Raw genomic sequence first — 15,132 nt, forward strand, 5'->3', positions numbered from 1 at the left:
TATTCTCTAGCTAATGAAACGCCAGTGAGAGGCTGAATTGTCTGTTTTCGTGGTAATCTTCTGAACTTGTGGACTTCACTGAGCTGACTTAATTGGCGGTGACATTGTCATCCAGCAAGTCGTCAGCAGCAGGCGCAAACCACTGGGTGATTTCGAGTTCGCAGTCGATACGAGTGGGATCATCACGCTGTGGGGAAATTCGCAACATGGTGACTGAACGGCTTTTTTCGGGATTTTGCAATTCTGTGATCCATCGGTAAAACTCAGGATCGCGAGCATTGACCAAGACTTTCACCCGGGCAATGTGATAAGCACCAGTGGGTTCAGCTTCTTCACGGACTGGCACCGGCCGTTTTTTCATGGTAATTCCGTTCCGTTGAGCGCTTTGCTCCGCAAAGGTGACCAGATCAGCCCTGACTGCGGCGTGAGTCCCCTCCTTGGGCGCATAATCAATCAACCAATTCATCTCGGCGATCCGCTCGTCAGCCTCAAGAAGCTGTTTTTCTTTCAAAGCTATCTCTTTGGCTCCTTTATCGAGTGCGATTTCCTTTTTCTGCTTAGCCGCCGTGTAGGAGGTATACAGAAACAGGTTCACAATGATGAACGCAGCCCCAAAGAGAAGGAAGATCAGTTTTTTCTCGCGATCATTCATTGTTCGATCTCACTTCCTTTGAGGATTCCTTCGAAGGTGAAGTTCCATCGGTTGGTCTTGGTATCGGATCCTATTACCGGCGGTTTCCAATCGTAATCTGACATGTTTCGTTTGAGTTTTTCACCAAAGGCACTGGCGTGCTTGATCTCGGTAGCCTCGCCACTGATGTAAACGCGCTCGCTGTTCGCTTCGAAAACTTTGAATCGCAGCGACTGGCTTTGGTTAGGCGGAATAATTTCAGCACTGCGATGAAGTGCCGTCAGCGGCCAGTGACGGTTATCCACCAGTGGCGAAAGGTCATTCCAATCTGTGTAGAATAAACCCACATCGCCATGGGCCAAGTTGATCTGTTGAAGTTCTTTTTCCTGTTTAGCCAGTTTCTTATCGAGCTTGTAGTAGCCGAATCCGAGATAACCGATAATGCCCAGATAGACTAACAGCGCAGCGGCAATCATCAGGTTCCGCTGCTGGCGCTCAGCTTTCAGCTTCTGTTCAGCACGCACATCGGCGGGAACGAGGCGGCTTAGTGTTGCGGGTAAAATCGGATGAGGTTTGGGCTCGGCTATGATCTCGGCATTGAGTGATTTCCCCAAGGCCTGAATGACTTCATCCGATGGATCAGAGCTCGTGCCGGTGGTCCACACGGTGGCGTTTTCCATTTCCAAACTCACGCCCTGAATGCTGAGCTGGGAAAGAGCGAGACGAATGTCGCGCACGGCATCCGCACCGAGGGATGAACCAGGTAACGATTGGAAATAAGTAAGATGTCCACCACTGGAAACGGCGAAAACCCAGCGACCTAATTCCCGCCAGAGTGTCACAGCATTCCCCGGTAATGGGAAAAATCTCGGTGAGATATCAAACATGTTAGGAGCACTAGATGGCATCGTGCCTTCTTCCGGAGCTGCTAACACAACATTGAGTAAGGTGCTTTGCCCGTCCTCTCGACCGGCTGGAAAAACGTCTGTCAATCGACCAGCACCCAGATCTGGCCGGACTCCGATTTTTTCCAGATGCATCGCTGCAAGATCATCATACATGCTGACATCCTCAGTCTGGACTTTAAATGGAACAGCCAAAGCCTCGCGAACAGGGAAGCCCATGATCAATCGACCTTTGGGAATTTTGTCCAAATCTGAAGCTTGCGCTGGCCCGTTTTCGAGCGTTCGGCGGAATCCTTGCTCTCGCGTGCCCTGCCATATCTCCCATCCTTCTGGACCGGGTATCAGCAGTGTGTTTTCTGTTTTGCTACTCAAGGGAAAATAATGTCGTTGGTTCGTCTCTAATATGCAAGTCCCGCATTCGCAATACAGCGTCACCGGGAATAAATTTTTTCTACGGAATGATCTCTTCTTTTCGTTCGAGAATGGCCGGCTGACCAGTGCGACTCCGTAATACCAAGGTGATCCGCCGCTTGACCGTGCCGGCACGTCCGTCGCTGACAATCCGTGTCGTGGTATCATTGACTGTCAAACGGGGCTCTATTATCGGCTGCTGGAATTCCGAGACACCCAGAAGGCTGAGCGCTTCGGCTAGATTCTGGAATCTTTGGTCGTCTTCAGTATCGCGTTCACGGTCGGGTCCGAGAATGTGATCAATTAAATCTTGTGCCTCCTCAATGGTTACCTCCGCCGCGGCTGCAATGAGCTCTGCTGATGCCTCATTGACGTCTAACTTGCCATTACTCCAAATGGTAAACCAATTGCGCCAGTTCGGACGCAAGGCCTCTAACTGATCCATGCCTTTGACTAGGCGCATTTCATCAAGATTGTAAAATGGTCGGTTGAACGGATGGTTAGGCCGCCCCTGACTTTCATACCAGTCAACTTCAGCACCATTGAGTTCGGCAAGGTCACCTTCATCGATCCAATCGCTCAAGTTATCAATGAGCGTCTGTGCATCTTGAAGCTCCATTCCCCAATCGGTGAATATATCTGTTAGCAGCTGTTTGTCTTTTCGAATCAAGATCACGTTGATGTTAAACCTCGCTGCTTCCGATGTGATGCGCGCTTTGTAAGAAATATCCTGTTCTTCATCAGTCCAATCGAGAACCGGGTCCATTTTTTCAACGGCGGGGTTTACCGCCACTGCGATACCGCGTTCTGCCACCTGCAGCGCCTCAAAACCATTGAGCTGTGATCCGGCCACATCGGAATCGTAATAAACCACCCTCACCGCGGCAAATACGGCCAAGGCAAGCACAGCCATAATCCAAAACACAGCAATCAAGGCACTACCGCGACGGTGTGCCTGAGACTGTGAACTGTGAACGATCATATTTACTAACAAAAAATTAACTACCCACCTGGAGGTCCACCTCTGCCGCCATCACCACCATTACCACGACCGCCTTGGCCACCTTGACCTCGGCCACCGCCTCCGCCGCCACCACCGTTCCCTCCTGGTATTTGCACTCCCCCGGGAATATCGATACCACCACCCTGCCCGGCACCAGGCTGAGCCTGCGGACCACCGGGATTCTGCTGAATGATCTGGCGCATGATGACTTCAGGGTTCTGCTTCGGCACCACCCAGAATGTTTGCTGCACAATGTCTGCCGTTGATGAGAAACGGCAATAAAACTTCACCTGCAAAGGTAACTGCCCATTGTTATCCCACACCGTGGTTGGCTCCATCGTTCTGCCATCGACCACTTCACAGTCACACATCCACATGTTCTCGACCAAGGTGATTTCAGCGACAGGTTCGGCGTCAGCATCCCCTGTAGAATCTGAGTCTTCCAAAATCTCCACATCATAAAAGCGCAGCACAATATCGACAAATCCGTCACGTTGCTCAACCGTCGCTAGCTGCACAGCTTCAGCGGTCATCGGAACATCCCCCCAGTTGAACGACATGGGGACGTTTTGAAATGTTAGAGTGAACAGAGTCCGGTTCCTAGCCTCGTAACTCTCCAGTCTCATCACGGCATTGCCTGGAATTTGCTCAAAATGATTCTTCAACAAGTTGAAAAAGGAGTTTTGCTCCATCGTTTCATTCTGGGTCTCCACCACCGCCTGGCTGAGTTTCATGGACGACTGGGCAACTCGGAAAATCATTCCCACTAACATCCCCATGAGTCCCAACGCGATGACGATTTCCAGCAAAGTGAAACCACCACGCTGCAATCGGTTCGCACTTACGTTTGGACGCTTCCTAATCATGGTTTATAAAGGTTGGCGTAGCGCCAGGTCTCAGCACTCTGTTGCTGCCAGTCTCCATCCGCGAACCAGTGGAAAGTCACTCTGATCCGGAACATGTTCTGCAACAACTGGCCGTCTTCGTTTTCCATTTCCATCGGCTCGATCACGGTTTCAATATCGCCGCGCAGAAATGGAAGCTGCTCGCCACCGTCTCCGGTGATATCCATCAAGTCGACGGTATCATTGCGCTCTTCGAGATTCGGATTACTCAGAGCATCGATCATCGCACTTTTGAGCACGCGCTGAATACGCATCTCGTCTTGGATACCTGATGCAGTTTTGCTGGTCATGTGCAGCGCCTTGACCAGGGAAACCGCCACAGCTGCGAACAAACCCATGGCGATGACAATCTCCAACAACACGTAGCCGGCACGTTTGCCGGTTACGCCTTCAGACCGGTTTGCGGTCGATGTTGCAGATATTTTCATTGGATAATATGAGCTATTCTTTTTCGATGCTCATTTCCTCGTCTCTAACGCTCGCAGTCAAAGGATGCAACTCCTGCATCAACCAGCTTTTGCCGACGCTGCACCGAATGGAGATAGGCTCCACCAGACCGACGGGATCCAAAGTAAGGACGACTTTGCGATCGTCCTCAATCACTTCCCAAACATCCGATCGCCAGCGTTTAATTTCATACTTTACCGTTTCATCGGTCTCTTCGCTGGCTGTGACATCCTCGAAGTCGACGCGCGGTGTATCACCGTCACCATCCTCAGTTTCATCCTGAAAATGATCGACCTCACTCTGGGCAAACTGTGGAGCTATGGAAATACTGCCCTCGGAAATAGTCAACTGGTATGGCCTCTGCTGGCGAATGGCAACATTGCGCGCCCTTTTGGCCATGACTTCCACCTCACTTGTCGCTCGTCGCAGACGCTCCTCAGTTTCCACCGTAGTGACACTGAGAGTGAGCCATGTCACAAGCACGGCGATCATGCCGAGGACAAACACCATCTCCAAGAGGGTGAAACCACCGACTTGTTTCGACCTCGGATGTCCAATACCACAATTCATTCCTGATTAGACAAATCGTCCTCAGTGCCCTCCAGTCCGTCTTTACCAACGCTGATGATCTCTGGGCGTGAGCGGTCTTTGCTACCAGGGAATTTGTATTTATACTCGTTGTTCCAAGGATCGCTAGGCACCTCATCCATAATTTGGATCCAACGTCTTGGGCGCGGTGCTGAGGTAGGTTTTTCAACCAAGGCCTTCAGTCCCTGTTGTTCTGAGGGGTAATGACCGGCATTTGTTTTGTAGGATTGCAGGGCGTTTTCGATGGAGGAAAAGTCACCACCTACTACGGTCACAGCACCACTGTCTGAAATGCGTTTCATGGTGAAAATAGCTCCCCCCATGATCATGGCAATGATTCCCAGAACAATCACCATTTCAAGCAAGGTGAAACCTGATTTGAGAACTCTGGTGGACGTATTTAAGCGGACTGACGATGATGTTGTTTTCATAGTTAAGTATTTAAGAAGTAAAGATCTGTTGATGCTGCCTTGAATAATGGAGCAAGAATTTTGGGCTTATTACTTACTAGAGTAAACGCCGATAATCCAAAAAGTTGTCTGGTTTTTTCGTTCTTTCGTTTTTATCCGACGATAAGAGCCCCTCTTGCCCTAGAATGAGTCCCACAGGTGGGATTCACGCTCCACCCACCACGGCTCCAATGTGGGAGCTCTTTTCTTTGATCTTGTTTTTGAAAAAATCAATTCCCCCATTGTTTTTAATCTCAACGCCCTGATCACGACATGGTGATTGGCGGCGAACCCTATAACCTTTCAAGGAGTTCATTGTTCCCCAATCCACGTGTATTCCGGCTTTCCCAGGACTGACAAAATCCGGATTCTCGGTAACAGCTTTGGAATCAGACGGATGCGGAGCAATTCCGTAGTAGAGGTTATTGTTAAAGCGTGTATTCACCGCCTTATCAGCCCCCTTCCCCCAGCTTGCCTCGCCTTCGAAGTAGAAAATATTGTTTTCAAACAGAGTATTTCGAGGAGTTCTCCCTTCCGGAAAAACAGCCACCTTTAATCCTATTTTCGTGTAGTGGGTGTTGTTGTAAATATGCACATTTTTCACCGCCTTGGATGAATCGAAACCATAGAAATACAGCCCCTGTTTTTCGTTCTGAGTGATATTGTAGCGGATCACGATATTGCGGTTTGGCTTTTTCATAATCCCACAGAACCACATATTATCGTGGCTGTAGTTATACTGAATGTAGGTGTTCACGCAGTTGTAGTCGGCGTCAAATCCACCTCGGTCTTTTCCACCCTTGCCGACGTTTCCATAGGCTTCGTTGTATTGGATTTTGATCCCGTCAGTTTTGAAACAAAAGATGCTATGCCCCGTGTCGTATCGACTGCTGTTAGCCAGAACGTTGTGTTCATAGATGGCGTCTTTACTGCACCGGGCAATGATATTGTTCCGGCCAGTATGATCAACATGATTTCCAGCCACGTAGACGTTGGTCCACAAATACTCAGTTTGGGTTTCATCTCCCAAAAACTCAACTTTACTGCTGGATGATGTATTTCCAATTCCGACTCCGCCTACATTTACGATGCGATTCTTCGTGATGCGTAGATCGTCAAAAATACTCTTCTTCAGTTTCTTGATATGCACATGGATTCCCCCGCGCATTTTCCCTGCCACCTTGCCGTTCACATCGTGGATATAGCAATCACCAATGTAAACATGACGGTAAACCTTCTCTTCACCTTGAGCTAACACATAAATCCCAAACAGTGTGCCCTGATCTTTATCACTGCCATCGGTGTTGGTGATTTCCAGCCCGCTGACTTCCCAATAAGAGGGATCTTTGAGCATCAGCCCGGCAATGTGTTTGCCTTGCGCATGAATTTTGGGACGTGGGCCTTTTCCGTAGGTACTGATTCGGATCACTGCGTTCTCATCGCCATTTCCTTTGGGCGCTAACATACCGGTAAAACTCTGACCACGCTTGAGTAGGATGGCATCCCCCGGTTCCAAGGTGACTTCATTGATCGCGTCGAAGGCTCGTTGCGAATCGATACGATAATCTTTCGCCTCTAACATCCAAGGCACTAGCGCCAATGAGGATGAGAGAAGACAGATCTTAATTTTAGCCAAATTCATTGCAGATAAACTCTTGAGTAAATGCGAATCAGTAACGGTAATCTGCGCCGTCTCGGCTTAGCTGGCAGCTCTTGTCAATTTGCATCAAGCGCTCGTTCAGCTCCCTGACCTTTTCCGGCATTTTTTGCGCCAGATCGTTTTTTTCATATGGATCACGGCTCAGGTCGTAGAGTCGAATCCGGCCTTCGGCCTTGGCTTCCTTCATCAGCTTGAAGTCACCATGAATAATGCTCTTACCATCAATCCCCTTAACCAACCTGCGATATCCAAAAAACAGGTCTTTTCCACGTGTCTTCATCTTGCCTTCAATCACAGGCAGCAGGTCAATTCCGTCGATGGGCCGCTTGTCTTTGGAGGGAAATTTGAAACCTACGAGATTGGCAACGGTCGGGAAATAATCGACCGTTGAGCAGCGCACTGAAATTTTTGTGTTCGGTTTGATTTTCCCGGGCCATTCCACACAGGCTGGGACAAGCACTCCGCCTTCATACATTTGATGCTTATGCCCTTTAAACAGGCCAGACGAAGCTACTCCTTTTTTTACCATTGGGTCAGCCGGACCATTGTCGCTGCAGAAAAACAAGATGGTGTCTTTTTCCAGACCTAACTCACGGAGCCGTTTTCTCAACCGACCGATCTGCTCGTCCATCGCGGTGATACACCCGTAGTAATTCTGCCTGGTCTTCCCATGCTTCTCATAAAGCTTCTTGTATTCAGGCCCAGCAACAACCGGCTCGTGAGGCGCGTGGAACCATACTGTGGCAAAAAAGCGCACGTTCTTGTTCGCCTCGATAAAAGGAATCACCCTGTCCATGATGACTCTGCTATCATCACCTGATATGTTTTCTTTGACCTCCTTGCCATCTTGAACGTAGGGAAACCCACCTTTCCACGGCTGGCCTTCTTCCGCTCCCCATTTCGTCCAGCCCTCGGGCGTTACGCCAGGATCCCACGTGGGAACAGCACTCGTTGTGGCAAAATATTGATCAAAGCCGTGATGCGATGGTGGCGAATAAAAACCCCGTGAACTTACTTCCTCGGGTTTCACCCAGCCGATGTGCCACTTTCCAAAAAATCCGGTCGCATAACCTTTCTTTTTGAGCGCTTCGGCAATCGTCGTTTCCCCCACCCGCATACCACCGGTGTGAGCCGCAAGTATACCGAAACGAAATGGATACCGACCCGTCAGACAACTTCCACGTGTTGGCGAACAAAGTGGCGCTGCTGCATAAAACCGATCAAACTTGGCCCCACCCGCAGCCATTGCATCGAGATGAGGAGTTTTAATGTCCTTATTTCCATTGAAACCCACATCCCCCCAGCCTTGGTCATCGCTCATGATCATGATGACATTGGGAGTTTTCCCATCAGCGGCTAACACTCCTGCTGGTAATAGCACGAACAAGTATCCTGTAATCAGCCAAGAAGCTAACACAAACGCTCTGAGCCCTTTAAAAGCAAATCGATGATCAAGCTTAAATATGAAATTCATGATACGGCAGTGAGTGTTGTCATAGCCCGCAAACTAATGGCCCCACTGAGAGAGACAACCTCATTCTGAGGCATGCAATCTTCCATCACCAAGCCTAAACACGTGAGCACAAAAAAGCCCGGCTTCATCGGTTACGATGAAGCCGGGCATAGACCTGGCAACGACCTACTCTCACAGGGCCTATCGCCCCACTACCATCGGCGCAACAGCGTTTCACTTCCGGGTTCGGGATGGGACCGGGTGGTTCCACCGTGCTATGGTCACCAGAATCCTGACGATGTCAGATTCTGGAGTGGGCAGTGATCAGTGTGCAGTGATCAGTGCCTCTGCTGGAATGCCGCGCATTCGTCAGACTTCCGGTGACTTAAGCTTGGTGTGCTTTTGGTAAGTTCTTGTTTAGAGTGTTTGTTGTCGGTCTTGGGAAAGAGCTGGATTATCGGTCTGATCCGACGGATCGGTCCGATCAGTCAGATCTGATAAACGCACGCCGCATTGGCATTTTCAGCGTTTGTTCGCTGACATCCGTAGAGTGATATTTCTTGATTTGAATGGTTAAAACAATGTGTTGTCCGCACTTTGCCTTGTCTTATTGTCCTTGGTTTACTCGTTTTCATATGGCTTTTACCATACCAAACTCGAATTTTGAATGTTTTGAATCTTCAAAAATGTGCTTTCTCAGAGCTCGGAAGCTGAAAAAAAGAATTTCGAAGAAATCAAGCCAGACAGACGATTAGTACTGGTGAGCTGCATACATTGCTGCACTTCCACCCCCAGCCTATCAACGTGGTGGTCTTCCACGGTCTTTCAGGGAAAATTAATCTTGAGAACTGCTTGGCGCTTAGATGCTTTCAGCGCTTATCAGGACCGTACTTAGCTACCCGGCAATGCCCTTGACAGAACAACCGGAACACCAGAGGTACGTCAAACCCGGTCCTCTCGTACTAGGGTTTGAACCTCTCAATTTTCCTGCGCCCACAGAGGATAGAGGACCGAACTGTCTCGCGACGTTCTGAACCCAGCTCGCGTGCCGCTTTAATGGGCGAACAGCCCAACCCTTGGGACCTGCTCCAGCCCCAGGATGCGACGAGCCGACATCGAGGTGCCAAACCGCGCCGTCGATATGAACTCTTGGGCGCGATCAGCCTGTTATCCCTAAGGTACCTTTTATCCGTTGAGCGACGGCAATTCCACTTTCTACCGCCGGATCACTATGGCCTACTTTCGTATCTGCTCGACTTGTGGGTCTCACAGTTAGGCTGGTTTGTGCCATTACACTCGACACACGGTTGCAGACCGTGCTGAACCAACCTTCGCGCTCCTCCGTTACTCTTTGGGAGGATACCGCCCCAGTAAAACTGACCGGCTGCCACGGTCCCCCGGCCGGATGACGGCTCGGGGTTAGATTATCCAATGTCAAAGGGTGGTATCTCACTGGCGACTCCACGCACCCCTAAAGATGCGTTTCAAAGTCTCCCACTTATGCTGAGCATTAAAATCGAATAAACAGTAACAGCTTACAGTTAAGGTCTATAGGGTCTTTCCGTCCTTCTGCGGGTAGCCGGCATCTTCACCGGCACTACAATTTCACTGAGCTCCTGGTCGAGACAGTGGTCAACTCGTTGCACGATTCGTGCAGGTCGGAACTTACCCGACAAGGAATTTCGCTACCTTAGGACCGTTATAGTTACGGCCGACATTCACCAGGACTTGGACTCGAAGCTTCGGAAAAAAATCCTAACATCTCATCGTAATCTTTTGGCATTGGTCACGTGTCACATCGTATACTTCGACTTGCGTCTTTGCACAATGCTGTGTTTTTGCTAAACAGTCGGTTGACCCATTTCACTGCGGCCCCCCGAAGGGGGCACTCCTTATCCCGAAGTTACGGAGCTATTTTGCCGAGTTCCTTGACCAGGTTTCACTCTTGCGCCTTGGTATACTCTACCCACCCACCTGTGTCGGTTTACGGTACGGGCTGCTTTTAGTCGTGGTGGCTTTTCTTGGCCCTCCTTCATGCAATACGCTTCGGCACAAGGCCTCCGCTCGGAATTCAATAACCTGGTTGCAATCCAGAAAGCGTCCCCATCCACTTTGCAGGTGCCGGAATATTAACCGGCTTACCATCCCCTACGCCTGTCGGCCTCGGGTTAGGTCCCGACTAACCCCGGGACGAAAAACGTTGCCCGGGAAACCTTGGGTTTACGGCGGCCGGGGATTTCACCCGGCTTATCGTTACTAATGTCTACATACTCTCTTCCCGGCAGTCCACGGTCGGTCACCCTTCCGCTTCAATCCAGCCGGGAATGCTCCTCTACCACGCCGTGCTCCCGCAGGAACACGACATCCAGAGCTTCGGTATCATGCTTATCGCCAATCATTTTCGGCGCAGGGTCTCTCGATGAGTAAGCTATTACGCATTTTTTAAATGGTGGCTGCTTCTAAGCCAACATCCTCACTGTCTAAGAAACCCCACCTCCTTTCCACTTAGCATGATTTTGGCACCTTAGCTGCTGATCTGGGCTGTTTCCCTTTCGACAATGAAGCTTATCCCCCACTGTCTCACTGCTGCGCTCCATTGAATGGTATTCGGAGTTTGATAGGGGTTGGTAGGCGGGTATGCCCCCTAGCCCTTTCAGTGCTCTACCCCCACTCATCAGCACGCAACGCTGCACCTAAATGCATTTCGAGGAGAACCAGCTATCACGGGGCTTGAATAGCCTTTCACTCCGACCCACAGCTCATCCGAGCGTTTTTCAACACACATCGGTTCGGTCCTCCACGTCGTTTTACCGACGCTTCAACCTGGCCATGGGTAGGTCGCCTCCGCTTCGGGTCTAGCGCCTGCAACTTATGTCGCCCTGTTCGGACTCGCTTTCGCTACGCCTGCGTCCCAGAAGGACTTAAGCTTGCCACAGACACTAACTCGTAGACTCATTAAGCAAAAGGCACGCAATCACAAGGACAAGTCCTTGCTCTTACACCTTGTAGGCACATGGTTTCAGGTTCTGTTTCACTCCCCTCACAGGGGTACTTTTCACCTTTCCCTCACGGTACTGGTTCACTATCGGTCGCTAGTTAGTATTTAGCCTTACGCAGTGGTCTGCGCAGATTCACACGGGGTTTCACGTGTCCCGTGCTACTCAGGAACTCCCTAGGGCCTTCGAGGATTTCGGTTACGGGGATGTCACCCTCTATGTCGTCTCTTTCCAAAGACTTCACCTATCCTCTCGGGTCCCACAGCGGGGTCCTACAACCCCGGGGAATAAATCCCCCGGTTTGGGCTCTTCCGTTTTCGCTCGCCACTACTCACGGAATCGATTTCTCTTTCTTTTCCTCCGGTTACTGAGATGTTTCACTTCACCGGGTCTCGCGTATGCTTCCTTATTTTATTCGGGAAGCAACGATACCATATTAATGGCATCAGGTTACCCCATTCGGAAATCAGCGGGTCAAAGCCTGTTTGCGGCTCACCGCTGCTTATCGCAGCTTATCACGTCCTTCATCGCCTTCTAGCACCAAGGCATCCACTATGTGCCCTTTAAAGCTTGATCTCTTATTCGAAATTCAGCTTCTGTCATCACCGGCCTAAACCGGTGGTAACGAAATTTATTGCCATAAATTTTTGGTTCTTTCTCTCTTCACGTCTTGCGACGTTCAGATCGTTAGTTTTTGTTTGTTCAAATCAATGTTACTTGATTTAAGTTTGGTTGGTTTCGAGTATTTCCAAGGACTGCAAGACTAAAGCTCATGTGGAACAATTGTATTGTTTTATATTGAACCGTCCGGTTTGCACCGAACAGCCATTACAGAACAGGAAATATCAATTGCTTCAGACTTTCACCACGAATGGTGAGGCTCGCCCGAAACAATTTCTCTACAGATGTCAAAGAACCGCTTGCGTTTCTTTTTACAGTGCCTTTTGCGTTACAACCTTCTGCCATTCAAAATCAAATGGTGGGCCAGGCAAGACTTGAACTTGCGACCCCACGCTTATCAAGCGTGTGCTCTAACCAACTGAGCTACAGGCCCTTTTAGTTTTTGATGGTGGAGGTAACCGGATTCGAACCGATGACATCCTGCTTGCAAAGCAGGCGCTCTACCAACTGAGCTATACCCCCTTGTTACAGAGGGCGGTTGTCTTTGAAGAGTCGTCTCACCTCACGGCTTGACGGTTGAAAGATTGAATTGCGCGCTGCGGCCATGTCTTAACACACGGTGCGCCATAATAATTAATAAGTCGTGGTTGAGTTTCCTCAGTCCACTTAGACACCCTGCCGAGCAAGCTCGGGTTAGGCGTCGACCTTTTGCAGGGACAGTGAGACTGTTTGCAAATTACTCCATAGAAAGGAGATGATCCAGCCGCAGGTTCCCCTACGGCTACCTTGTTACGACTTCATCCCAGTTACCAACTACACCTTAGGACCTTGCTTCAATAAAGTTAGCGCAGATACTTCGGGTGCGATCGGCTTCCATGATGTGACGGGCGGTGTGTACAAGACCCGGGAACGTATTCACGGCACCGTAGCTGATGTGCCATTACTAGCGATTCCAACTTCATGGAGGCGAGTTGCAGCCTCCAATCCGAACTGGGCCCAGTTTTGCAGATTTCCTCCACCTCACGGTATCGGTTCTCATTGTGCTGGGCATTGTAGTACGTGTGCAGCCCTAGGCGTAAGGGCCATACTGACCTGACGTCATCCCCACCTTCCTCCCGGTTGACCCGGGCGGTCTGAATAGAGTCCCCACCATTACGTGCTGGCAACTATTCACAGGGGTTGCGCTCGTTGCTGGACTTAACCAAACATCTCACGACACGAGCTGACGACGGCCATGCAGCACCTGTGTAAGGTCCCCGAAGGGTCACACGCTTTCACGTGCTTAGCAATACATGTCAAGCCTAGGTAAGGTTCTTCGCGTTGCATCGAATTAAGCCACATACTCCACCGCTTGTGCGGGTCCCCGTCAATTTCTTTGAGTTTTAGTCTTGCGACCGTACTCCCCAGGCGGCGCGCTTAACGCGTTAGCTCCGGCACGGAAGGGGTCGAGTCCTCCCACACCAAGCGCGCACCGTTTACTGCCGGGACTACAGGGGTATCTAATCCCTTTCGCTACCCCGGCCTTCGTACCTCAGCGTCAGTAAATGTCCAGCAGGCTGCCTTCGCCATTGGTCTTCCTCTTGATATCCACGCATTTCACTGCTACACCAAGAATTCCACCTGCCCCTCCATTACTCCAGTCTGGCAGTATCGGATGCAGTTCCGGAGTTGAGCTCCGGGATTTCACACCTGACTTACCAAACCGCCTACGTACTCTTTACGCCCAGTGATTCCGAATAACGCTCGGGACCTTCGTATTACCGCGGCTGCTGGCACGAAGTTAGCCGTCCCTTCCTCTTGTGATACTATCAAACATGTCTGGCTCTTAACCTAACATGCCTTACTCTCACATGACAGGAGTTTACGACCCTAGGGCCTTCATCCTCCACGCGGCGTTGCACCATCAGACTTTCGTCCATTGTGAATGATTCTCGACTGCTGCCACCCGTAGGTGTCTGGACCGTGTCTCAGTTCCAGTGTTGCTGATCATCCTCTCAGACCAGCTACCCGTCGTTGCCTTGGTGAGCCGTTACCTCACCAACAAGCTGATAGGCCGCGAGCCAATCTCAAAGCGACACCCGAAGGCATCTTTGATCCGAAGACCACATGCGGTATTAATCTTCCTTTCGGAAGGCTATCCCCCGCTTTGAGGCATGTTGCTCACGTGTTACTAACCCGTCCGCCACTAAAATACTCATTAGCAAGCTATTGAGTATCTTCGTTCGACTTGCATGTCTTATCCACGCCGCCAGCGTTCATTCTGAGCCAGAATCAAACTCTCCGTATAAATGCCATCCGAAGATGGTCTTTTAAACAGTTATAGGCTTTGTATTCATTTTCCTGCATTCCTAAAAACACAGGCGTAGTTTACGTTTACCAAATTGACAGTAGTAAAAACCAAAAGCCGAAGCCCTTGAGATTCCTACATATCTGCGCACCGTTTCTCAACAGGCGCAGCGCACAATTCAATCTTTCCTCTTCCATCCTGACCACACCGTCCGGACAACGCTCCAATACAGCCGTGGTGGCCATACCTTCATCACCTTGTCCGCCTTGCAGGCAGGACCGCACTGTAAAAGATCCGTCGGAAGGCACCTTGCGATGCTTCCGTCGCGGAGATAAAAAAACCGACCGTGGACCGACTGTTTCCAGCTTGCTGTCCCCGATCGACTGAGTGTCTCTCGCGTGCCCTCCGTTGGAGCGGCGGGCGGAACCTACTCGAAATTCATTTCAGGTCAACACCTTTCGACACTAATTTTCGATCTTTTTCACCACTCCTCCGCAACCCCCTTATTTTAAGGGGATACGTATTCAAAAATTCTAATCACCAAGTGATGAGTGAAATATTTAAGATCTATTTATTTTCTAACTAACTTCAATTCTGTGTCGGTTTAGTCACTCATTGGTGGCGATTTGAGGTTCTATGTTGAAAAACATCATGCTCCAGAGATTGATAGCCTCTGCAGTTACCATGCCATAATGTTGGAAACGTTCATATGACGCTCAAAAATAGAGGATACTGCACGGACGGCTGACTCCTGTGATTGTCGCCTTATTTTCCTA

At 50.0% G+C, this 15,132-nt stretch carries 9 protein-coding genes, 2 tRNA genes and 3 rRNA genes; all 14 read right to left on the reverse strand.

Translation table 11 applies throughout. From position 1 onward, the window contains the following. Positions 1 to 88: 88 nt before the first annotated feature. Entirely contained in the window at positions 89 to 652 is a 564-nt protein-coding gene (locus ACSPJT_RS03540; protein ID WP_435894994.1) for a hypothetical protein, read from the reverse strand. Continuing rightward, positions 649 to 1,908, reverse strand: a complete 1,260-nt coding sequence (locus ACSPJT_RS03545) for a hypothetical protein (protein ID WP_435894995.1) — start codon at positions 1,906 to 1,908, stop codon at positions 649 to 651. The genes ACSPJT_RS03540 and ACSPJT_RS03545 overlap by 4 nt, the downstream gene beginning before the upstream one ends. A 79-nt stretch (positions 1,909 to 1,987) precedes the next feature. Further along, the gene (locus tag ACSPJT_RS03550; RefSeq protein ID WP_435894996.1) at positions 1,988 to 2,929 is read right to left on the reverse strand and encodes a general secretion pathway protein GspK; all 942 of its coding nucleotides are present in this window, start codon (positions 2,927 to 2,929) and stop codon (positions 1,988 to 1,990) included. Positions 2,930 to 2,949: 20 nt separating this feature from the next. Then, positions 2,950 to 3,816 carry a PulJ/GspJ family protein gene (locus tag ACSPJT_RS03555; RefSeq protein WP_435894997.1) on the reverse strand — a complete coding sequence of 289 codons (867 nt, stop codon included), beginning with the start codon at positions 3,814 to 3,816 and terminating at the stop codon, positions 2,950 to 2,952. Next, complete coding sequence (locus tag ACSPJT_RS03560) at positions 3,813 to 4,283, reverse strand: PulJ/GspJ family protein (RefSeq protein WP_435894998.1); 471 nt, start codon at positions 4,281 to 4,283, stop codon at positions 3,813 to 3,815. Before ACSPJT_RS03560 ends, ACSPJT_RS03555 begins: the two co-directional genes overlap by 4 nt. A 13-nt stretch (positions 4,284 to 4,296) precedes the next feature. Next, a complete protein-coding gene (locus tag ACSPJT_RS03565; protein ID WP_435894999.1) occupies positions 4,297 to 4,872 on the reverse strand; it encodes a pilus assembly FimT family protein in 576 nt (191 codons plus the stop codon). Then, complete coding sequence (gene gspG, locus ACSPJT_RS03570; protein WP_435895000.1) at positions 4,869 to 5,321, reverse strand: type II secretion system major pseudopilin GspG; 453 nt, start codon at positions 5,319 to 5,321, stop codon at positions 4,869 to 4,871. The genes ACSPJT_RS03565 and gspG overlap by 4 nt, the downstream gene beginning before the upstream one ends. 184 nt (positions 5,322 to 5,505) lie before the next feature. Next, the gene (locus ACSPJT_RS03575) at positions 5,506 to 6,981 is read right to left on the reverse strand and encodes a right-handed parallel beta-helix repeat-containing protein (protein ID WP_435895001.1); all 1,476 of its coding nucleotides are present in this window, start codon (positions 6,979 to 6,981) and stop codon (positions 5,506 to 5,508) included. A gap of 28 nt (positions 6,982 to 7,009) precedes the next feature. Next, positions 7,010 to 8,473, reverse strand: a complete 1,464-nt coding sequence (locus tag ACSPJT_RS03580; RefSeq protein WP_435895002.1) for a sulfatase-like hydrolase/transferase — start codon at positions 8,471 to 8,473, stop codon at positions 7,010 to 7,012. Between the two features lie 152 nt (positions 8,474 to 8,625). Then, a 5S ribosomal RNA gene (gene rrf, locus ACSPJT_RS03585) occupies positions 8,626 to 8,741 on the reverse strand. A gap of 441 nt (positions 8,742 to 9,182) precedes the next feature. Continuing rightward, a 23S ribosomal RNA gene (locus tag ACSPJT_RS03590) occupies positions 9,183 to 12,024 on the reverse strand. Positions 12,025 to 12,425: 401 nt separating this feature from the next. Further along, positions 12,426 to 12,502: transfer RNA gene (locus tag ACSPJT_RS03595), tRNA-Ile, on the reverse strand. A gap of 13 nt (positions 12,503 to 12,515) precedes the next feature. After that, a tRNA-Ala gene (locus ACSPJT_RS03600) sits at positions 12,516 to 12,591 on the reverse strand. 225 nt (positions 12,592 to 12,816) lie between these two features. Beyond that, positions 12,817 to 14,356: ribosomal RNA gene (locus ACSPJT_RS03605) — 16S ribosomal RNA — on the reverse strand. Together the 16S, 23S and 5S rRNA genes with 2 tRNA genes alongside form the textbook arrangement of a ribosomal RNA operon. Positions 14,357 to 15,132: the final 776 nt, after the last annotated feature.

Origin of the sequence: Oceaniferula spumae (assembly GCF_042849255.1) — a bacterium.
GTDB classification, from domain to species: domain Bacteria; phylum Verrucomicrobiota; class Verrucomicrobiia; order Verrucomicrobiales; family Akkermansiaceae; genus Oceaniferula; species Oceaniferula spumae.

What these genes read in the sequence shown, in the direction of transcription:
- ACSPJT_RS03550 (WP_435894996.1), bottom strand. Translation starts at nt 2,929, where the DNA reads ATGATCGTTCACAGTTCACAGTCTCAGGCACACCGTCGCGGTAGTGCC.
- ACSPJT_RS03580 (WP_435895002.1), bottom strand. Translation starts at nt 8,473, where the DNA reads ATGAATTTCATATTTAAGCTTGATCATCGATTTGCTTTTAAAGGGCTC.
- gspG (WP_435895000.1), bottom strand. Translation starts at nt 5,321, where the DNA reads ATGAAAACAACATCATCGTCAGTCCGCTTAAATACGTCCACCAGAGTT.
- ACSPJT_RS03575 (WP_435895001.1), bottom strand. Translation starts at nt 6,981, where the DNA reads ATGAATTTGGCTAAAATTAAGATCTGTCTTCTCTCATCCTCATTGGCG.
- ACSPJT_RS03540 (WP_435894994.1), bottom strand. Translation starts at nt 652, where the DNA reads ATGAATGATCGCGAGAAAAAACTGATCTTCCTTCTCTTTGGGGCTGCG.
- ACSPJT_RS03555 (WP_435894997.1), bottom strand. Translation starts at nt 3,816, where the DNA reads ATGATTAGGAAGCGTCCAAACGTAAGTGCGAACCGATTGCAGCGTGGT.
- ACSPJT_RS03565 (WP_435894999.1), bottom strand. Translation starts at nt 4,872, where the DNA reads ATGAATTGTGGTATTGGACATCCGAGGTCGAAACAAGTCGGTGGTTTC.
- ACSPJT_RS03560 (WP_435894998.1), bottom strand. Translation starts at nt 4,283, where the DNA reads ATGAAAATATCTGCAACATCGACCGCAAACCGGTCTGAAGGCGTAACC.